The following is a 21,797-nucleotide window of genomic DNA, read 5'->3' on the forward strand; positions in this document are numbered from 1 at the left end:
GCGCAAGCGCGATCGTGTTCATGGCGCCGCCGCCACGCGCTCGAGCGCCGCGGCGAGCGCAGGTCCGATCTGCGCCAATGCGTGCGGCCGCATCATGGCCTCGTGCGCGCATTGTATGTCGTGCGTTTCGATGTGGCCATCCACGTAAGGCTGCCAAGCGGAGGGTGTCCGCGTGCCGGGCTCGCCCGAGCCAGCCTGCCGGGCGCGGAAGAACAGGACGTCGCCGCGGTACTTGCGCGGCGTGAACCGCGAGGCCAGGGCGGGCGCCGCTTTCAATTCGTGGAAGACCGCATCGATGACGCCGTCTCCAAGCGCCGACAACGCACCGGCGGAGGCGTCCACCAGTTGCTGCTTCACGGTCTGCAAGGTCAACGGTTGATCGGCCGACTGCGGCGTGGCGTCGGAAAGCGCGCGAACCAACAGGCGCATGAGGTCCTGATCGTCGGGTTCGTCGACTTCTTCATCACGGGCAAGCGGGTAGCCGTCGAGCATGACGAGTTGCTCGACGCGCTCCCCGATGTCCTGCAACTGTGTCGCGATGGCGTGCGCGATGTGGCAACCGAGCGACCAGCCGAGCAGATGGTAGGGGCCCTCCGGCTGAACGGCGCGAATCTGCGCGAGATAGTCGGATGCGATCGCCTCGATCGTGGTCGCGGGCGGGCCGTTACCACGCAGGCCGCGTGCCTGCAACGCATAGATAGGCCGCTCCGGAAGATATCGCAAGAGGCCCGCGTAGGGCCAACTGAAGCCGCCGGCGGGGTGGATGCAGAACATCGGCGCGCCGCTGCCGTCCTTGCGCAGGGCAAGCATGACCGCGAGCGCGTCGGAGTCTGCGCCGCGCTCGATTCGTGCGGCCAACTGAGCGATCGTGGGCGATTCGAACAACGTGCGAATCGACAACTCTCGGCCGAGTGCCGCGCGCACCTCGCCGATCATGCGCGCGGCCAATAACGAATGGCCGCCGAGCATGAAAAAGTTATCGTGCCGGCCGACGCGATCGAGACCGATCAGTTGCGCCCAGATTTCGGCAAGCGCCGATTCCGTCTTGCCGTGCGGCGCTTCGTAGCTCGGCTGATCGAGGCCGGCGTCGCTTGCCTCGGGCAGCGCCCGGCGGTCGAGCTTGCCGTTGCTCGTGAGCGGCAACGCGGGCAGCGCGGTGAAGGCGGCGGGCATCATATAGTCGGGCAGTCGAGCTTGAAGATGGGCTCGTAAAGACCGTGCAATCGCATGGGGATCGGCCGCCTCCTCGCATGTCACCACATAGGCAATCAGGCGCGTTTCGCCCCGCGCGTCTTGCGTGGCGACGACGGCCACATCCCGAAGGCCGGGATGCGTTCGAAGCTGTGCCTCGATTTCGCCGAGTTCGATGCGAAAGCCTCGAATCTTGACTTGCTGATCGTCGCGACCCAGGAAGACGAGCCGGCCGTCGGACAGGTAGCGCGCGAGGTCCCCGGTGCGATACATGCGCGCATCCGCTGTGCCGGCTGCGATCGCGAAAGGATCCGGAAGGAAACGTTCGGCGTCGAGATCGGGGCGATTCAGGTAACCGCGCGCGACACCCGCGCCGCCGATGTAGATTTCGCCGACCGCGCCCGTGGGCACCGGTTGGCCGTGAGCATCGAGTAAATAGATGCGGGTGTTCGCGATCGGACGGCCGATCGTGTGGACGGATTGACTCGGATCGATGAGACCGGACGTGGCGACGACCGTGGTTTCGGTCGGCCCATAGTTGTCGACGAGTTGAACCGACTCGGGCAAAGGCACGCGTAGCGCGCTGAAACGATCGCCGCCGATGAGTAAATGCCGCAGACTCGCGGGCAAGCCCGAGTCGAGGGCGAGCAGTGCCAGCGGCGTCACGAGAAAGGCGGTATCGATCTGCTGCGACCGCCACCAACGCAGCATGGCCGCGGTGTCGCCCGCAAGCTGCGCCGGCGGCAGCAACAACGTCGCGCCGCAGGCCAACGCGGGCCAGATTTCCCAAGCCGTCGCATCGAACGCGAGGCCGGCCATGCAAGTCGTGCGGCTACCGCTCGCCAGCTCGAAGCGATCCGTGTGCCAGGCGATCAGATTACCCAATTGCCGATGCTCGACCATGACGCCCTTGGGCGTACCGGTGGACCCCGAGGTGTAGATGACGTACGCGAGGTGATGCGCGTCGAGTCCGATCGCGTCGGGGCGAAGGTTCTCGGCGGATGCGTCGTCCCACTCCAGGTGCGGCCCGTCGAGATCGAATACCGGCACGCTGTCCGGCAAGCTCGCCCCCATGACTTCGCGCGTCGCCCGATCGACGAGCAGGGCGATCGGCTCGGAATCGGCAAGCACGTAGGTTACGCGCAGGCCGGCGTGGGCGGGATCGATCGGCACGTAAGCGCCGCCCGCTTTGAGTACGGCGACTAAAGCCACGGCGAGTTCGACACTGCGCGATACGCAAACGGCTACGCGCGAGTCGGGCCGCACCCCGCGCGCGCGAAGGAAGCGGGCAAGGCGATTGGCGCGCGCGTTCAATTGGGCATAGGTGATACGCTGTTCGCCCATTTCGACCGCGATGGCCTCCGGGGTGCGCGCAGCTTGGCGCTCGACGAGTTCATGCACGCAGACGCGGGCGGGATAGTCACGCCCGGTGGCGTTCCACGCCGCGCTCAATTGTTCGTATTCCTCACCATCGACGAGCGGTACGCGTTCGAGCGATAGGCGCGACCCGTCGGCGATCACGCGCAGGATCGTCGTCAAATAGCCCACGTGGCGGGTTATCGTCCGCTCGTCGAACAGTGCCACGGCATAGCGGAGCGCGCCGCTGACGGCGCCGCCGTCATCCGCCAAGTCGAGCTCCAGGTCGAATTTGGCTTGATCGAGCGAGCCGGGGACGGGCTCGATCCGCAGGCTCGGCGACTGCAGCGGGCCGATGTCGATCTCCTGCCACGCGATCATGACTTGGAAGATCGGTGTATGGTCGAGCCGCCGCCACGGCTGCACGATTTCGACGACTTGTTCGAACGGCAGGTTCTGGTGCTCTTGCGCACCGAGGACGGTATCGCGCACGCGGGCGAGCAGCTCGGCGATGCCCGGCTCGCCGGCCAGGTCGATGCGAAGCGCGAGCGAATTGACGAATAGGCCGATCAACGGCTCCAATTCCGCGCGCGGACGATTGGCCGTCGGCGTGCCGATCACCACCTCTGATTGCCCCGATAGCCGCGAGAGGACGACCGACCATGCGGCCGCGACCAGCATGAACAGCGTCACTCCCTGTTGCCGGCAAACGCGGCGCAGCGCTTGGGTCAAGTCGGTATCGAGCGCGACGGCAACGTGCGCGGCCTCGAAACGCTGACGCGGCGGGCGCGGTCGATCCGTGGGCAAAGTCAATAAGGCCGGTGCGCCGCCGAGCGTCCGGCGCCAATAGTCGGTTTCGCCGGCAAGGCGCTCGGCGTTGAGCCAGCGGCGTTGCCATGCGACATAGTCCGGATACTGAACTTCGAGCTCGGGTAGCGGGTCGATCTCGCCGTCCTGCAGTGCTTGGTAGTGCGCGAGAATCTCGCCGACGATGACGCGTATCGACCAGCCGTCGGAGACGATGTGATGCTGCACCAGCATGAAGACATACTCGCCTTCGGCAAGGCGGACGAGGCGGGCGCGGATGAGCGGCCCGGCGAGCAGGTCGAAGGGCGCGCGTGCTTCGGCTTCGCATAGCCGGCGCAGCGCCGTCAACGCATCGGCGGACGCGCTCAAGTCGTCGATTCGCCAGGGCATTCCTTGCTCGGGCGGCAGCAGGCGCGCGGTCGGCCCACCTTGCGAAACGGGGAAGACGGTCCGCAATGCCTCGTGCCGGCGCCACACGCTGTCGAGCGCGCGGTGCCAATGGTCGACGTCGAGCGTACCGCGCAACCGCAGCACGACGGGGACGTGGTAAGTCGTGCTGTTGCTGTCGCCTTCCAGCGCCGTGAGGAACCAAAGGCGCTGCTGCGCGAACGATAGGGCGAACGTTTGCTCGCGCTCCGCGCGCGTAATCGGCGGCAGCATAGGCATGCCCGTTCGCGTTGCGGCGGCGGCAGCGGCCTCGGCGAATGCGCATAGCGTGGGGTGGGAAAACAAGGTCGACAGCGGAAGCTCGATACCGAAAAGCGCCGGCAAACGGCTCAGCAAACGTACCGCCAATAGCGAGTGGCCGCCCAGGGCGAAAAAGTTGTCATGCCGGCCGATTCGATCGACGTGAAGCAACTCGGCCCATAGCGCGGCCAATGCTTGTTCGACGTCGTCCCGCGGCGCGTCGTAATCCTGGCGAGCGAACGCCTCATCGGACGGCGCGGGCAGCGCCTTGCGATCGAGCTTGCCGTTAGCGGTGACGGGCAGCGCCGCGAGTTCGACGAAGGCGGAAGGCACCATGAACTCCGGGAGCTTCGCCAGCAGATGGACGCGTAGTGAGTGCGATAACTGCGGCTGCGCCGCGGTTGCGTGACCCTCGCGTACCGTGACGTAGGCAACGAGGCGCGGCTCGCCGCTGTCGTCTTCACGCGCCAGGACGACGGCTTCGCGCACCGACGCGTGCGCGGCGAGTTGTGCTTCGATTTCGCCGAGTTCGATGCGCAGGCCGCGAATCTTGACTTGGTGATCGTTGCGGCCGAGAAAGACGATGTTGCCGTCGGGCAGGTAGCGGGCAAGATCGCCCGTGCGGTACATCCGAGCATAGGGCTTGCCGGCGGCCGAGGCGAACGGGTCTTCGATAAAGCGTTCGGCCGTGAGTTCGGGCCGGTTCAAATAGCCGCGCGCGACGCCCACGCCGCCGATGTAGAGTTCGCCGACCGCGCCGGTGGGCACCGGTTCGCCGCGCTCGTCGAGCAGATAGATGCGCGTGTTGTCGATGGGTTTGCCGATCGGCACGATGTCGGCGTCGAACGTTGCGGGGCAACTCCAGGCGGTGACGTCGATGGCCGCTTCGGTGGGGCCGTACAGATTATGCAGGCCGGTGGCGGGCAACAGGTTCCGGCATCTGCGCACGGTGGCGGCGGGCAGGGCCTCGCCGCTGCACACGATGCGCCGCAACGAGGTGCATTGGGCGGCGCCCTTCGCTTCGAGGAAGCCGGCGAGCATCGAGGGCACGAAGTGCGCGGTGGTGACGCGCCGCTCGGCGATGAGCGTGGCCAGACGGTGCGCATCTCGATGGACGCCGGGCGGGGCGATGCACAGCGTTGCGCCGTTCGCCAGAGTCCAGAAGAATTCCCAGACGGAGACGTCGAAGCTGAACGGGGTTTTTTGCAGAACGATGTCATCGGCTTGGAGACGATAGGCGCGCTGCATCCATACGAGGCGATTCACGAGCGCGCGATGCTCGTTTTTCACACCCTTCGGCATCCCGGTCGAGCCCGATGTGTAGATGACGTACGCGAGATGATCGGACCTGAGCCCTAGAGCTTCGGCGTCCGGATTCGAGTCGGTGTCCCCTTGCGGCGGCGCGAACGGCGTGTCGATGCGAACGACGCTCGACTGCGAATCGAGGCACGCATGCAATGTCCGGCCACCCGCCTGATCGACGAGCAGCGCAGCGGGACGAGCATCGCCGAGAATCCGTGCGAGGCGATCGGCCGGATAGCTCGGATCGAGCGGAACATAGGCGCCGCCCGCCTTGAGCACGCCCAACAGTGCGACGACCATGGCTACGCTGCGCTCGGCGCACACGGCAACGAGGGAATCGGGCCGAACGCCGAGTGCGATCAACTGGTGCGCGAGGCGATTGGCCCGCGCATTGAGTTCGGCATAGGTCGAATGCTCGTGACCGAACACGACGGCCGTCGCATGGGGCGTACGCTCGACTTGCTGCTCGAACAACTGGTGCATGCAAAGATGCGCGGGAAACGCCGCGTCGGTGTCGTTCCACCGAACGAGCGTCAGCCTGCGCTCCTTTTCATCGATCAATGCAATTTCATCGAGCGGCATCGACACATCGCCGCATACCTGGTCGATGAAGCCGAGCAGGCGGTCCGCATGCCGCGTCACGGTCTGCGTATCGAACAACGCGCGATTGAATCGAAGTTCGAGATCGATCGATGCCGAGCGTCCGAATTGCGTGAACAAAAAGGAAAGGCCGCTTTCGGGGCCTGACAGCCAGCGGATCGGGGCCGCTGCCGCGTCGATCTCCACGCCGTGCCGCAAGAACAGCGTATTGACGCTGACATCCGTCTGGCGTGGATCGAGGCGGCAGACGCGCACGAGTTCGCCGTAGGGGTAAGCCCCGTGCCGCAAGGCGCCTTTGAATGCCTCGCAAACGCACGCTAATGCCGCCGCCGCCGTACGTTGGGCCTCGATCTCGGCGAAGTCCGCATGCAACGGCAGCACTTGCGCGAATTGCCCCGGAATGTCGAGCGCTTCTCTTGACCGATTCAGGAACGAGATGCCGACGGTCACGTCGTGTTGCCGGCTTATCCGCGCGAGGTAAAGCGTCGTCATCGCGGTCAGGCATTCCGCGGGCGAGAGCGACAGAATTTTCGCCGCGTCGGCCAGCTTGTCCCGCAGCGCCTTGGACACCGAACGACGAACCGAAGCCACGAGCGCGGGTACGTTCGTGTTGAAGGGACGGTCGGCCAATTGCGTGACCAGCGGCGGGCTTTCGATCGCGGCGCACCGGTCGCGCCAGTATTCGGCGTCCGTCGCGTAGGCGGGGGAGGCGAGGTAGCGGTGCTCGGATGCGATCGTGTCGAGGAAGAAGCGATCGGTTTCGAATCGCTGCGAGGGGTCGTCCGCCAGCGCCGCGTAGTTCTTCGCGATTCGCTCGAAGAGACGAATCGCCGACCAACCGTCGTTTTGCACGTGGTGTGTGCGCAATGCGACGAGTATGCCGTCGGCTGCTTCGAAAGTGGCGACGGCGCAGGTCGTATCGGGGATGGTCCCGCACAAGCGATGGTGCCAGTCTTGCACGACCTGCCATGCGTCGTCGTCCGCGATGGGCCGGGTCATTTCGATGCGCTCGTGCAGCGTGGCGGGGGCGAACGTCTCGCGCTGCAGCCCCAACGCGGTCCATTCGAGCCGGAAGGATTGATTCTGCGTGACGAGTGCGAGCGCGGCCCGTGCGAGCCGTTCGCGATCGACCGTGGCGGGGCAGCGCATGACGGCCACCGAAGAAAACGCCGTTCCTTCCGGCGCGGCCTGCTCGCGCAACCACAACGATTGCTGCGAAGCCGACAGCGGATACCATGCTCCGGAGGCGGATGCGCGCCTATCGACGAGCCGCGCCACCGCGCCGCCGTGCGGGCCGAGGCGCGCGGCGGACAGGCTCGCCTCCCAAATCGAATCGATCGAGCTTTCCGGATGCTTCGAACCGTGCGAAAGCCATTGCATGTAGAGCGCGGCGATCGCCTCGACACTGGACTCGTCGAACAGGTCCGCGCTATAGATGACGCTGCCGGTCAGGGCATCGCCGTGCGTTTCGAAGATGACCGCGAGGTCGGCGCCGCGTGCCACTTCTTCGCGTGCGATCGGTTCGCCTGTGAGACCGGCGAACGAATCGTCCGCGTCGGCTATGCCGTGCTGAAGCTGGCAGAACACCTGGAAAATCGGATCGTACGACGACGAACGAGGCGGATGGACGGCCGCGACGATATCGGCGAACGGCAGCGCCGCGATATCGAGGGCCGACAGCAGCGTGTCGGCGGCGGCTTCCCAGTGCTCGGCCAGTGCCGCGTTCGGTCGGACGCGGTGTCGAAGCGCGATCGTATTGACGAAGAGCCCGACCATCGATTCGGTGCCGGCCGCCTCGCGTCCTTCGGCGACGGTCCCGATCGTGATTTCGCGGCTATGCGCGAGGCGTGCGCACAGCAGGGCGAGCGTCGTTTCGAGTACGACGAAGGGTGTCACGTGATGGGCTGCCGAAGCGCGCCGGATTGCGTCGGCCACCTCTGCGGGAAACTTCAACGCAACCCTGCCCGCTTTGCTCGACATGACGGGTGGGCGCGGCCGGTCGGCCGGCAGGTCCACGCGGACAGGGGCGCCGGCAAGCATCTCTTGCCAGCGGCGCTCGAGGTCGGCGACACGCGGCGCGTCGAGCGAATGCCGCTGCCACGCGGCATAGTCGCGGTACTGAAGCTCAGGCGGTGCGAGATCGGGGGCGCGGCCTTCGGCGAGTGCTTCATAGGCCGATGCGAAGTCGCGCCAGATAAGCGTCCACGATGCCGCGTCGACGGCGATGTGATGGACCGCAATCAGTAAGATCGCCTGTGCGGAGCCGTCGGCAAACAGCGTCGCGCGAAAAATCGGTCCGGTAAAGCAGTCGGGCGTTTCGGCCGCGGCGAGTTGAGCCGCGCGCAGTCCGTCGCCGTCGAGATCGGCGGTTCGCCGAATGTCGAGCGTGAACGCACCGGGTGCACCGATGACAGGACGAACGGTGCCTGTTTCCGCATCGGCCTCGTAATGCGTGCGCAGAATTTCATGGCGGTCGACAACGGTGCGCAGCGCTCGATCGATCCATTCATGATCGGCGATGCCCGACAGCAGGAGCAGGTTCGACGAATTGAGCATCCCTCGCCGCGACGCCGAAGCTTCGATCGCCAGCGCGCGTGCTTCGGCGAAGGACAACGGCAACTCGCCGCGTCGATCGATGCGCACGATTCGGCCGAGCGCATCGGTGGCGTCGATCGCGGCGACGGCCGCGGCCAGTCGTGCGATCGTCGGGGCCTCGAATACGGTCCGCAGCGCGACGCGCTTGCCCGTGGTCGCATGGAGCCTGGCAACCATTCGCATGGCGACGATCGAATGTCCGCCCAACTCGAAGAAATCGTCGTGCCGGCCGATCCGATCGACGTGAAGCAACTCGGCCCATAGTGCGGCTAATGTCTGTTCGGCTTCCCCCTGCGGCGCTTCGTAGTGTCGCCGAGCGAACGCCTCGCCGGCCGGCGCGGGCAGTGCGCGGCGATCGAGCTTGCCGTTGGCGGTCACCGGTAATGAAGCGAGCCGGACGAAGCCGACCGGCACCATGTAGTCGGGCAACCTCGATAGAAGATAGGCGCGCAGCTCGGAGGTCAGGTTCGTTGCCGCCGTGCTTTGTTGCGCCTCGTTCGTGGTGACGTAGGCAACGAGGCGCGGCTCGCCGCTGTCGTCGTTTCGGGCTAGGACGACGGCTTCGCGCACCGACGCGTGCGCGGCGAGTTGCGCTTCGATTTCGCCGAGTTCGATGCGCAGGCCGCGAATCTTGACTTGGTGATCGTTGCGGCCGAGAAAGACGATGTTGCCGTCGGGCAGGTAGCGGGCAAGATCGCCCGTGCGGTACATCCGAGCATAGGGCTTGCCGGCGGCCGAGGCGAACGGGTCTTCGATAAAGCGTTCGGCCGTGAGTTCGGGCCGGTTCAAATAACCGCGCGCGACGCCCACGCCGCCGATGTAGAGTTCGCCGACCGCGCCGGGGGGCACCGGTTCGCCGCGCTCGTCGAGCAGATAGATGCGCGTGTTGTCGATGGGTTTGCCGATCGGCACGATGTCGGCGTCGAACGTTGCGGGGCAACTCCAGGCGGTGACGTCGATGGCCGCTTCGGTGGGGCCGTACAGGTTATGCAGGCCGGTGGCGGGCAACAGGTTCCGGCATCTGCGCACGGTGGCGGCGGGCAGGGCCTCGCCGCTGCAGACGATGCGCCGCAACGAGGTGCATTGGGCGGCGCCCGTCGCTTCGAGGAAGCTGGCGAGCATCGAGGGCACGAAGTGCGCGGTGGTGACGCGCTGCTCGGCGATGAGCGCGGCCAGACGGTGCGCATCTCGATGGACGCCGGGCGGGGCGATGCACAGCGTTGCGCCGTTCGCCAGAGTCCAGAAGAATTCCCAGACGGAGACGTCGAAGCTGAACGGGGTTTTTTGCAGAACGATGTCATCGGCTTGAAGACGATAGGCGCGCTGCATCCATACGAGGCGATTCACGAGCGCGCGATGCTCGTTTTGCACGCCCTTCGGCATCCCGGTCGAGCCCGATGTGTAGATGACGTACGCCAGGTGCCGCGAGGTCAAGCCGAGGCTTTCCGCATGGGGATTGCGGGCCGGCGCGTCGTCGTTCTCCCCGGTTTCGTACTCGCCGAGATCGATCACCGGCAGGGGCTTGGGCAGCGCGTTCGTCGCTGCGCGAGAAGTGCGATCGACGAGCAGCAGCATGGGGTCCGCATCGCCGAGGATATAGGCGAGGCGCTCGCTCGGATGGCTCGGGTCGAGCGGCACATAGGCACCGCCGGCCTTGAGAATAGCCAGCAGAGCGACCACCATGGCGATGCCGCGCTCGGCGCAGACGGCGGCGAGCGAGTCCGGGCGCACGCCGTATTCGATCAGTCGATGGGCGAGTCGATTCGCGCGCGCGTTCAGTTGCGCATAGGTCAAACGCCGACCGTCGAATGCGACGGCGGTCGCGTGAGGCGTCTCATCGGCTTGCCGCTCGAACAGGTGATGCATGCAGAGCGCCGACGCGAACGGACGATCGGTGGCGTTCCAGTTCTCGACGAGGCGGTATCGTTCACTCGCCGGCAACGTGAGAAGCCGATCGAAGGGATCGCCGGACGCCGCCTCGAGCGCCGCGCCGATTCGCTCGAGAGCGTGTTCCAGGTAGGCGCATAGTTGCGTCGGCGAAGCGGGATCGACCGCCTGTGCGCTGAGGGTGAGGCCATGTCCATCATCGTCGACCGACATCGCAAGCGGGTAGTTCGTACGCTCATGTCCGCCGAACCATTGAACCCCTGCTATCGAATCGGCGGCGCGATGCGGCATCGACGAATTGTGCCGATAGTTCAAGATAGCGTTGAACAGCGGCGTCGTCGCACCGGCGGCGCTGCACCGTTGCGCCAGCGCGAGCGAGGCATGCTCGTGCGCCAGCAACCGCGTCAACCGTTGTTGCGCGGCGCGTGCGGCGTGCTCGACGCTATCCGCGCCGATATCGATGCGCAGCGGGAGCGTGTTGATGTACAAGCCCATGGCGCGGTCGACGTTCGAGCCGGCGGCCATGCGCCCGAACAACACCGTGCCGAACACGACCTTCCTTTCGCCGCTGACGGCGGCAAGGACGGCGGCCCAGCCGAGGTGGCAGAGCGCGGCCACGCCGACGCCCAGGCGGCGGGCTTGCGCACGGAGCCGCTCGCACAGCGCGGCGGGCAATGTGCGCGCTGCCTCGATCGCTTGCGTGCCGTCGTAGCGCACGCTTGCGAGCCCATAGGCCAAGGTCGGCGCATCGATATCGGCCAGCATCTCGCGGAAGAATGCTTCGTGAGCGTGCGGCGGTATGCCCAAGCGCGCTTGCGCGACGAGGTCGCGGTAAGGCACGGGTTCGAGTAATTGCGCTTCGCGGCCGCTCAGCGCGGCTTGCACTTCGGCGTGCATCAATTCGAGCGTGCTGTGATCGCCCACCATGTGATGCAGCAAGACGAGCGCATCCCAACCGCCGTCCGTTGCGCAATCCGGTGCGAGGACGAACCGCAGCAACGGCGCGCAAGTCAGATCCATCCGATAGCGATCCGCGTTGAAGCGTTGCCGCAATTGTTCGCTGACGGGCCCCTCGTTCGGATCGAAGGACAGCGTCTCGACGGGCAATCGCGCTTTGCGATAGACGATCTGAACGGCTTCCGAGAGTCCATCCCAAGCAAATGCGGTACGCAGCACATCATGCCGATCGACGACGCGCTGCATCGCCGCCAGATATCGATCGAGCGTCGCGCGGTCGGCGAAATGCATTTGCGTACTGAGCAGATACGGATCGGCTGCCTCGCTCATCAGGTGGTGAAAGAGGATGCCGTCTTGCAGCGGCGCGAGTGCGTAGATGTCCTGGACGTTGTCGATGCCGCCCGGCACGTGCTCGACGATGTGGTCGATTTCCGCCTGCGACAAATCGGCGAGCGGCAGCGCGTCGGGTGTGATGGCCTGCGGGCCGGCTGCCAGTCGATTGGGCGGGACGACGATGCGCGGTTCATGGGCTCGTTCGTCTTGCAGCGCCGCGGCGAGTTCGGCCGGCGTGGGGTGCTGGAACAGTGCGCGGCCGGCGATGGGCCAGCCATGGCGGCGCAGTCGTTCGATTGCCTGGATGGCAAGCAGCGAGTGGCCGCCCAGGGCGAAGAAGTTGTCATGCCGGCCGATACGGTCGATATGGAGCAAGTCGCTCCAAATCGCCGCGATGAGGCGTTCGATATCGGTTTCCGGCATTTCGTCGCCGTGATGCACGAACGCGTCTTCCGACGGCGCGGGCAGCGCGTTTCGATCGAGCTTGCCGTTGGGCGTCAACGGTAACGCCTTCAGCGGCACGAACGCCGCGGGCAGCATGTACTCGGGCAAGCGTGTTTGGAGGTGGGCGCGCAGTACGCGGGCGAGCTCGGATGCGTGAGCGCCGTTCGGCTGTGCGACGACGTAAGCGACCAAACGTGTTTGACCATGCGCGTCGGGCACGGCGGCGACGGCCGCCTCGCGCACATTCGGGTGGCTCAGCAATTGCGTTTCGATTTCGCCCGGTTCGATACGAAAGCCGCGGATCTTCAGTTGTTGATCGTTACGGCCGAGGAAGACGATGCGGCCGTCGGGCAGGTAGCGGCCCAGATCGCCCGTGCGGTACATGCGGGCGTGCGGTTTGCCTGCGGCGCGCGCGAACGGGTCGGGAAGGAAGCGTTGAGCGTCGTCTTCGGGCCTGTTCAGGTAGCCGCGCGCGACGCCGGCTCCGCCGATGTAGATCTCTCCGATCGCGCCCGTCGGCACGGGCTCGCCGTGCGCATCGAGCAGATAGATGCGTGCGTTCTCGATCGGCCGGCCGATCGTATGAACGGTTTCCTCCGGCACGATGGGGCCGCAGGTCGCGACGACGGTCGCTTCGGTGGGACCATAGTTGTTGATCAACTGCACCGACGCAGGCAGCGGCGCGGGTACGGCTGTGAATCGGTCCCCGCCGATCAACAGGCGCCGCAAACCGGCCGGCAGGCCGGCTTGAATAGCGAGCAGGGCGAGCGGCGTGACGAGGAAAGCGCAATCGATACGCTGGCTGCGCCACCACTCGAGCATCGTGGCCGTGCCGCCGGCGATATCGGCCGGCGGGAGCAGCAAGGTCGCGCCGCAACACAGCGCGGGCCATATTTCCCAAGCGGCGGCGTCGAACGCTATCCCCGCGGTGCTCGTGGTTCTGCTGCGGGGGCGCAGTTCGAAGCGGCGGACGTGCCATGCGATAAGGTTGCCGAGTTGCCGATGCTCGACCGTGACGCCCTTGGGCGTGCCGGTCGAGCCCGATGTGTAGATGACGTACGCCAGATGGTCCGAGCGCAGCCCGAGTGCCTTGGGCAACGGATCGGCACTCGAGCCCTCGCGCCACGGCGCCTCGGCCGCATCGAGTTCGATGAGGGGCGTGTTCGTTTCGAGCAACTCGACCACCCTCTGCCGCTGGGCGCTATCGACGAGCACGGCCAGCGGGGCGGCATCGCGCAGAATGTGAGCGATCCGTGTCGCGGGGTATCCGGGGTCGATCGGCACGTAGGCGCCGCCGGCTTTCAGGACGGCCAGCAGTCCGATGATGAGATCGATGCTGCGCGGGGCGCATACCGCGACGCGCGTATCGGGACGCACCCCGAGCGCGATCAGATCATGAGCGAGGCGATCGGCGCGCACGTTCAGTTCGGCGTACGTCACGCGGCGATCGCCGCATTCGAGCGCAACGGCATCCGGCGTGCGTTCGGCTTGGCGCTCGACCTGTTCGTGTACGCATAAATGAGAGGGATAGTCGGCTTCGGTCGCGTTGACCTCGTCGAGCAAGCGCGCGCGCTCCGCCGCATCGAGCAGCCTCACGCGTCCGATGGGCCGGCACGGATCGGCCAGCGCTTCCTCCATGAACGCCACCATGCGCCGCGCATGGGCGGATAGCGCCGGTGCGTCGTGCAAGCGCGCGTTGCCGTCGACGTGCAGTTCGAACGATGCCGTTCCCGGTTGCCCGGTGACGGTGACCGCGAAGTCGTTCACCATGCCGTTCGATAGCGAATGCATCGTGCCGCCGGCGGTACCGAAACGGAACGAATTGTCGAACGCGATGAGATTGATGCGGGGACCAAAGATCGGCGCGCGCGGTGCCCCGGTCATCTGCCGGATATCTTTGATGCGGTACTGCTGGTGCTTCAAATGTTTGAAGATCTCACCGGCGACGCGCTCCGATAGATCGACGAGCGTGTCCCCGGCCCGCATCGGGATGTGCAGCGGCAGCACGTTCGCGAACGAACCCGGCGTATCGCGCGTTTCCTTGGAGCGGGCGGCGACGGGAAAATCGAAGACGGTCGCGCGTCCGTCCGTGTAGCGGAACAAATAGGCGGCAATGATTGCCGTCACTACCTGCGGCCACTTGCCGATCCGCTCCTCGGCGCGCAGCAATTGCTCGGCCAGCGTATCGGGCATACGTATCGAGCTGCGCAAGAACGCTCCGGTCGAATCGGGCGGGCCCCCGTTCAACGTCGCCGGCTCTGGCAACGTTGCCGCGTATTCGCGCCAGTAGGCGTGATCGGACGCGTAGCGGGGCGATGCCCGATAGCGGTCGTCGCTGTGCAACAACGTTTCCGCGGGAGCGAAATCGCAGAGCGGAATCGGGCGTGCCTCGATCAGCGCGCCGTAGATCGCTTCGACGCGCCGGGCCGCGAGCGTCACGCTCATGCCGTCCATGACGATGTGGTGATAGCGCTGATACCAGACGTAGTGCCCTTCGCCGAGCTTGAAGAGCCGATAAACCATCAGCGGCCCGGCGATGAGATCGAACACCTGCGCCGCCAGCGCCTGCATAGCCGAGAGGGCTGCCGCGAATGGATCGGCTGCACCGGACACGTCGATATGTTCAAACGGAAGCTCGGGCGGTAACCCACGCCACTGCGCCGGCGCGGATTCACCCTCGACGAAGCGAAAATGCAGGATCTCGGCTTCCGCTACGAATTGACGTAGAGATTTTTCGAAAACAGCGGGATCGATTGGGCCATGAATGGCCATATACCCGCCGCTGTCATAAAAAGGATTATTCGGGTCTAGTTTTTGCGAAAACCACATTTCCAATTGCGATGCGCTCAGGTCGAGCAATCGGGTAGTTTTGGATTCGCTCACGACGATACGCCTCGAAGAATGATGAATCCCCGCATTCGCTGTCTGGGGCCGGTGCAGGCAACGACCGTGCCGCAGACATCCATAAAGGTCTGTTCGTTAACGTCGGGTAATGGCGAGACTGAATGGATGCGACGATTCGATCGTTCCCGATCAGGGAGGCGATCGACGCAATACGGATACTACGCTAGCAAATGTTTTACTATTTGGCAAAGATTGTTTTCTGCGATGACTGGTGAGCGGAATGAGGGGGTTTCGTTTTACATGGTCGTTTAAGGGGGTTATCTATATGATAATGAATTTCTGGAATGCCATTTTCGCATCATTGAAAGGATCGTAAAGTCGCGGCATTTCGTTTGCCGATGGAATCCAAGCAAAAAGGCGCACCGCATAGCGGGCGCCTTTTACATTCGCCGGAGGAACGCGACAGAGAATGTGCCCGGCTCGCGCGACGGGCGCGAGCCGGTGGGGCCGCCTGCGCGCTATGCGTTTTCCCTATTCGGCGGGTGGCATCTCAGGCTGCTTTCAGCTTGAAAACCTCGACCGCCTGTCGCAACGATTCGGCTTGTTCTGCCATCGACTGGGCCGCAGCCGATGCTTGCTCGACGAGCGCCGCATTTTGCTGCGTGACTTCGTCCATCTGAGTCACCGCGATGTTGATCTGCTCGATCCCGGTCGTTTGTTCCGAGCAAGCGGACGAGATGTCCGATACGATCGCCGTGACTTTTTGAACGGACTCGACGATCTCGCCGATCACGCCGCCCGCGCCGCGCACGATGTCCGCTCCGGCATGCACGCTGCCGGTCGATTCCTCGATCAGTGTCTTGATTTCGCGCGCCGCGTTCGCGCTGCGCTGTGCAAGTGTGCGCACTTCGCCGGCGACGACGGCGAAACCTCGCCCCTGCTCACCGGCGCGGGCGGCCTCGACGGCGGCATTGAGCGCGAGAATGTTGGTCTGGAACGCGATGCCCTCGATCACGGTGATGATCTCGCCCATCTTGGACGAGCTTTGCGAAATGTCGGCCATCGTATCGACGATGCGGCCCATCGCTTGACCGCCTCGATCGGCGATTTGCGACGCCTTTTCGGCGAGCGAGGTGGCGTCGTTCGCGTTGGCCGTCGTCCGCCGGACCGTTCCCGTCAACTCGTCCATGCTGGTCGCCGTCTCTTGCAGGGAGGCAGCTTGTTCCTCCGTGCGCTGGGACAGGTTCAGATTGCCCGCGGCGATCTGCGAGCTTGCCGACGCAACGTTTTCGGCATTGCGCCTCACGTTGGTGACGACGCGAGAGAGGTTCGATTGCATCTCGTGCAGTGCGCCGAGCAACTCGCCGATCTCGTCCGCTCCCTCGGCGCGAATGTGCGCGGAAAGGTCGCCTGTCGCGACGGTGCGCGCCACGCCGACCGCGCGATTGAGCGGGTGCGTGATCGAGCGGCTGAAAACGAAGGCACCCGCGAGGCCGGCAGCGAGCGCCACGAGCATCAACGCGGTGCTGATCATCGAGGCGCGGTGCGCATGGTCGGCTGCCTGCGCCGAGGCATCGGCGCTTAGCGCGGCGATTTCATGCGCGGCTTGCGCGAGCAACGTGGACGGCTGGCGATCGACGCCGGCCACGACATGGTCGCCGGCCGTCGGGTCGAACTGCGCGTCCTTGAAGGCATCGAACCCTTTGCGATAGCCCTGGCCCATCGTCTCGTGAGCGGTCAAAAATTGCTGAACGAGATCGCGCGCGGCGCCCGGCGGAAGCTTCGCGAGCAAGTCTTTGCATTGCGCGTCGACGGTGCGCTCATCGTTCTGGAACGCTTCCCAGCCGTGTGTGAGCTTTTCGGGGTCCTTGCCGCGCAGCAAGATGTCCTTCCATTCCTGGACTTGCATCTTGAAGTTGAACAGCGCGCTCGAAATTTCGCGCTCGTTGGCGACCTGTCCCTGGATGACGGCTTCATACTCGTCGATCGACTGGTTCAGGGAATACAGACCGTAGGCGGCACTCGCGAACATCAGCAGCAAGAACGCGGCAAAGGCGAGGGGTAACTTCAGAGAGAGCTTCATAAGGCGCTTCTTTAAGATAAATGGCAGCGCCGACACGCCGGGGACGCAAAGGCTTGGTGATCGATTCGATCCGTCCCTTGTCGTGTCGGCGCCGTGAGAAAGCTGGCGTTGCACATCTATTGACGGCGGTGCGCGGCGTTACTTTAGGGTTCGTTAAGGCTTTCGATACATCCGATGATTGCTTCGGGCTCCTAACGATTGGTTAGACGAGAATAGAGGGTCGGAAGCAGAGCCGTCATAGTCAGACTAAAGACGCAAAACCAGGTCATGCCATAGAGGTACACCCAGATCATCGCGTCGCTGCGCCCGAGCGCGTTGATCACGGTGTTGCAGCGGCTGACGAGTTCCGGCACGCCTATGACAGAGGCGGCCGAGGATGCCATCACGATGACGACGAAATAATTGACGAGATGCGAGACGAAGAGGCGAGCGCTCGCCCTGGAGCCGGCGCGCCAATCGCGCACGGGGCCCAGCAAATTGTCGGACGTAAAGCCGGATACGGCGAGCGAGAGCGCCAACGCCGCTTTCAACCATGCCGGCAACGCAACCGTTACGTCGACGAGCGGCAAGACGAAGGCATCCGGCAGCATGAATATTAAGTAGTACTGAAAGACGAATGTCGGAACGTTGCGCGATGCGCTCGTTAGCCATCCGCCGGCTCTAGATGCGGCGGTGCGGGTCGAAAGCCGTAGCACGGCGAGCGCGAAACCCGCGGCGAGCCCGAGGACGAGAGCGACGAATGAGATCGCAATGTTCCAGACGAAGCCGCCCGCGAGGTACGGCGTCCATGCGACCAGCGCGCGGGCCGTCCATTCAAGCTGCGTCATCGGTCCACCTTCGAACGATCGCTTGCAGCAGACGCAAGACCAGCCAAACGAGGCCGGCAAACGCAATCATCAACGTATTCATCATGGTCGCGACATTGCCGTGCTCGGCGACGATCGACGTCGAAACGGACAACAACTCGGGCACCGCGACCGCGCTTGCCATCATCGTTGCCTTCGTCACGTTCACGAGGTAGGCCGTGACCGGCGCATGCGCGAGTCGTAGCAGCACACCGAGCGTGGCCGGCCGAACGACGAAGTCCGGCCTATGCAAGCGAACGTGGCGCGCGGCGTCGTCGAGCGCCCTCATGATGCCGGCGCCCGTATAGCCGCTCAGCGATGCGACGACGATCCAAAACGCACTCGGATGCAGGTGCCAGCGCGCGGCCAAGACCGAGCCGAGACCGAAAGTCAGCACATAGATTTGCAGTAACGGCGGTGTCGTGCGCGCGAGCAGCGCGAGGGCGCGCAACGTGCTTCGCGCGGCCGCGATCGGCGCGGCGGCAAGCAACGTCCACGCGATTGCGCAGGCTAGGGCGCCCGTCACGCAACAAACGGTCAGGGCCAACGTCAGGACGATGGCGCGGAGGAACTGGCGCCGCTCGTAGTCGTCGTAAAGGTACGTGAGATCGATGCCCGTGCGCTCCGCGAAGGCGAGGCCCCACCGTCGCAAGCCCGTCACGTCGGTCGAGGTGACGAAAGCCGGATTGCGGCACGCAACCGGCCATCGGCCATCCTCGGCGCGAGTACAGACATAGCGGCCGGCGCGATCGCGCGCGGTCCACAACCGGTGCATCTCGGCCAAGAACGGCGAAGGCGGCAGATTCCATTTCCGTTCGAGCGCAAGCAAGAAGCCTTGCCGATGCCAATCGGCCACGGTGTCGCCGATGAAGCGATCGAGCGCGCTGCCACTGTCTCGCCGCGCGATGGCAATTGCCCACGGCGTGGAGAGTTGGGGCGGCAGCGCGAGCCGGTAGTTGCGCCGGACGGACGAGCGCAACTCGCCCTCGATCGCGGTGTTGTCGAACAGCCATCCGACGCATCGGCCGTCACGCACCGCCATCTTGGCGTCGCGCCCGCTCGGGTAGACCGCCAAATCGAGCAAATAGCGCTTGGCCATCTCCCGGTTGAAGTAACTGCCTTGCGTGGCGCACACCGTGGCGCCGCGCACGTCGGCCCACGTTTCGATCGTCGAGTCGGCCCGCGTCATGAGCGCCGCACCGGAGGCGTAGTAGTCGGGTTCGATCAATGCGGCGATCTTTCGCCGCTCGGCGGTATCGCCTAGCGTGGCGATCGTCACATCGGCTCGGCCCTCGTCGAGCACCTGCAGCCGGTTCGTCGCCGTGACGGAGATCGTCGTCAGGCTCACGCCCAAGCGGCGCGCGAGGTCGGCCGCGAGGTCGTCTTCGAATCCTTGATGGCTCGCATCGTTCCCGAGCATGCCGAAGGGCGGATAGTCGGTCTTCACGCCTACGATCAAAACACCGCTCGCGCGAATTTCACCGAGGCGATCCGACCCGTGCGCTAGGGCGGCCGAATACGGCAGCAGGCATGCGGCGACGACGGGAACGGCCATACATGCCCAGCCGAGAATCGATCGACGGCACGCCCGTGCGGGAGCGACCGGCATCATGCCGGCACCGCGAGTGCGCGGATCCCATAGCCGAACGCGGGCGGCAAGATGCGAGCGGCCAGCCGATCGAGGCCGGACAACGCGCGCGATTGCGCGATCCACCATTCCGGCAGCAGGCTCTCGGCCTCGCAGGCCTGCACGGCGTAACCGGCTTCCGAGAGCTCGCCGCGCAATTGCCGCGGCGAATAGAGATGATAGAAGAACGTCAACGGCTGGCCGTCGATGTGGCGTGTGAAATAAATGTTGCCCGATTCGCTGAGCGGCGGCAGGGCCACGTGCATCCGGCGCGCGAGCGACCATTTCAACAGTTCTCGCGGCCGGCGGCGCAGCGCCGATGGGACCGACACGACTAAGCGGCCGTGGGCGCCGAGCAACCCTCGCATCCGCTTGAGCGCCGCGACGCGTGTGGCCCGATCGCCCAAATGCGAGAGTACGCCGAAGAGCATCAGGATCATGTCGTAGCGCGGCGAACGGCCGAGGCGGGACCAGTTGCCGTGGATCAGCCGCACACGCTCGCCGAACGGCGTGTGACTCAATGCGTTCTCGAATTGCGCGAGGGACGCGGCTGAAATGTCGTATGCGGTGATCTCCGCGTTGCTGCGGGCGAGCAAGGCCAGTGCATATCGACCGTTGCCGCAACCGAAATCCAAGATCCGCTCGGCGTCGGCCGCGCCGTTTCTCAACAAATACTCGAGCGTCGCGGGATTGGGCCGGGGATAGCGCGCACGATAGCCGTCGTTTTGAAAATAGCGATCGTAAGTGTCTGCCATGTCCTTGGCGATAAGGTTCGGTTTCACGTCGGCGCTCCCCGGTTGAACGAATCGATTGAGTTGTGCGGTTATTGCCCGATGGTTCGGCGCAGCTCGGCGAGTACGCGCGCGGCGCCTCGCGCCTCGGGCGCCAGATGGCTCGCCAGCTTGCGAGCCAGAGTGAGCGCGGCGCGTGGAGGCGGGGCGCCTCGGCGGCGGCGTCGCCTGATCCACCAAAGCGCCGCATGAGCGAGCGCCGTCTGCAAGAGCACGCGTACGCGCTCCATCTCGTAGACGACATTGAGCGCGCTCATCGCCACCCATAGGGCCAGTAAGGGCGTCAAATACGTGTCCAAAACGCTCGCGACGGCGATGGGCAAATGCGTATAGATCCACGGTGTGCCGCTGCGATAGAAATCGTCGACGAGACGATCGCGCTGCGTCCCGTCGCCCGAATAGCGAGGGAACGCGCCCGCATCGTTGACGTACGTACGCTGGCGATGGACATCGCGCATCGCTTCGAGGACCGCATAGGCGGTGGCGGGCGCGAGATCGCGCCGGGCGACGACGGAAATGGTGGCGGCAAGCAGTCTCGTGTCGCGCGGCGGGATGTCGCGCGGCAGATCGTAGATGCCTTCTGGCAAGGTGACTTGATTCAGATAGGGCAACTGCGCGGCCAACGCGTCTCGTTGCCCCACCTCGATCATGGCGAGGTCCGGGTCTTTCGCCAAGTCGGCCACGAGGCCGCTGTCGGCGGCGAGGATGAATAAACCGGCGTCGAACGCGCCTTGCTTCAAACTGGCGATGGCGTCTCGCAGCGGAAGAAACGCCATGCGGGTGTTGGCCTCGTCGATCGCATCGAGCGCGAACACGCGTAGGACCGTGTCGCTCGTCAAGCTGTTGCGAGGCGGCAGTACGAGCGATAGACCGCGCAGATCGGAGAATGCGCGGATCGGATGCGAGCGCTCGGCGCGACGATTGGCAAAAATGAAGATCGGCTGGAGTTGAACGTCGCCGAGCGAAATCAGTTTCGCCGTGCCGGCCGCATCGCGGCTGCCCGCTGTAAAGCCGAGATCGAGGTGTGCGCGATCGTCGGCGACGCGCGCCTCGATCTCGCTCGTGTTTTGAAACGGCACGATCTCGACGCGGTACCCCTTGCGCTCGATCAGCGCCTTGTACTGCTCAGCCGTTTCGTAAAAGCTGCCGCCGACAGGGCCCGCGGCAATCCGAATGCGCGGGGACGGCTGCGCATGGATGCCCGCATAAAGAAGCACGCCGAATGCGCATGCGGCTAGCCATGCGTGCGTATGTTTCACTTTGAACCAATTCGGTCGCCTATCCATGGTTTGAACGAGCCATGCTTTCGCCGGGACGGCTCGTTGATCTCCCAACAGTCGGGTTGGCTGGGTGGCGATGCTGCCGCTGGGTGCGTGAATGGGCGCCTCGCCGGGAATGGGGGCGATTCTGCGAGCCGAGAGGCCGCGTGACCATGCGGCATCCGTCGG

6 protein-coding genes are annotated in these 21,797 nt (G+C 65.0%); all 6 read right to left on the minus strand.

Going from position 1 to position 21,797, the window contains the following annotated elements; all coding sequences use genetic code 11:
* Positions 1 to 18: 18 nt before the first annotated feature.
* Positions 19 to 15,042, minus strand: a complete 15,024-nt coding sequence (locus tag C0Z18_RS17525) for a non-ribosomal peptide synthetase (protein ID WP_146014032.1) — start codon at positions 15,040 to 15,042, stop codon at positions 19 to 21.
* Positions 15,043 to 15,553: 511 nt separating this feature from the next.
* Positions 15,554 to 17,086, minus strand: a complete 1,533-nt coding sequence (locus C0Z18_RS17530) for a methyl-accepting chemotaxis protein (protein ID WP_102646711.1) — start codon at positions 17,084 to 17,086, stop codon at positions 15,554 to 15,556.
* Between the two features lie 191 nt (positions 17,087 to 17,277).
* Positions 17,278 to 17,913, minus strand: a complete 636-nt coding sequence (locus tag C0Z18_RS17535) for a polar amino acid ABC transporter permease (RefSeq protein ID WP_102646687.1) — start codon at positions 17,911 to 17,913, stop codon at positions 17,278 to 17,280.
* The gene (locus C0Z18_RS17540) at positions 17,900 to 19,486 is read right to left on the minus strand and encodes a transporter substrate-binding domain-containing protein (RefSeq protein ID WP_158244253.1); all 1,587 of its coding nucleotides are present in this window, start codon (positions 19,484 to 19,486) and stop codon (positions 17,900 to 17,902) included. The genes C0Z18_RS17535 and C0Z18_RS17540 overlap by 14 nt, the downstream gene beginning before the upstream one ends.
* 53 nt (positions 19,487 to 19,539) lie before the next feature.
* Positions 19,540 to 20,340, minus strand: a complete 801-nt coding sequence (locus C0Z18_RS17545; protein WP_158244254.1) for a class I SAM-dependent methyltransferase — start codon at positions 20,338 to 20,340, stop codon at positions 19,540 to 19,542.
* Positions 20,341 to 20,381: 41 nt separating this feature from the next.
* The gene (locus C0Z18_RS17550) at positions 20,382 to 21,608 is read right to left on the minus strand and encodes a TAXI family TRAP transporter solute-binding subunit (RefSeq protein ID WP_158244255.1); all 1,227 of its coding nucleotides are present in this window, start codon (positions 21,606 to 21,608) and stop codon (positions 20,382 to 20,384) included.
* Between the last annotated feature and the right edge of the window lie 189 nt (positions 21,609 to 21,797).

The organism is Trinickia dabaoshanensis (assembly GCF_002879885.1).
Taxonomy (GTDB): Bacteria; Pseudomonadota; Gammaproteobacteria; order Burkholderiales; family Burkholderiaceae; genus Trinickia; species Trinickia dabaoshanensis.

Bases quoted from the DNA above. Each gene is read 5' to 3' on its own strand.
- C0Z18_RS17530 (WP_102646711.1), bottom strand. From the start codon at position 17,086: ATGAAGCTCTCTCTGAAGTTACCCCTCGCCTTTGCCGCGTTCTTGCTG.
- C0Z18_RS17535 (WP_102646687.1), bottom strand. From the start codon at position 17,913: ATGACGCAGCTTGAATGGACGGCCCGCGCGCTGGTCGCATGGACGCCG.
- C0Z18_RS17540 (WP_158244253.1), bottom strand. From the start codon at position 19,486: ATGGCCGTTCCCGTCGTCGCCGCATGCCTGCTGCCGTATTCGGCCGCC.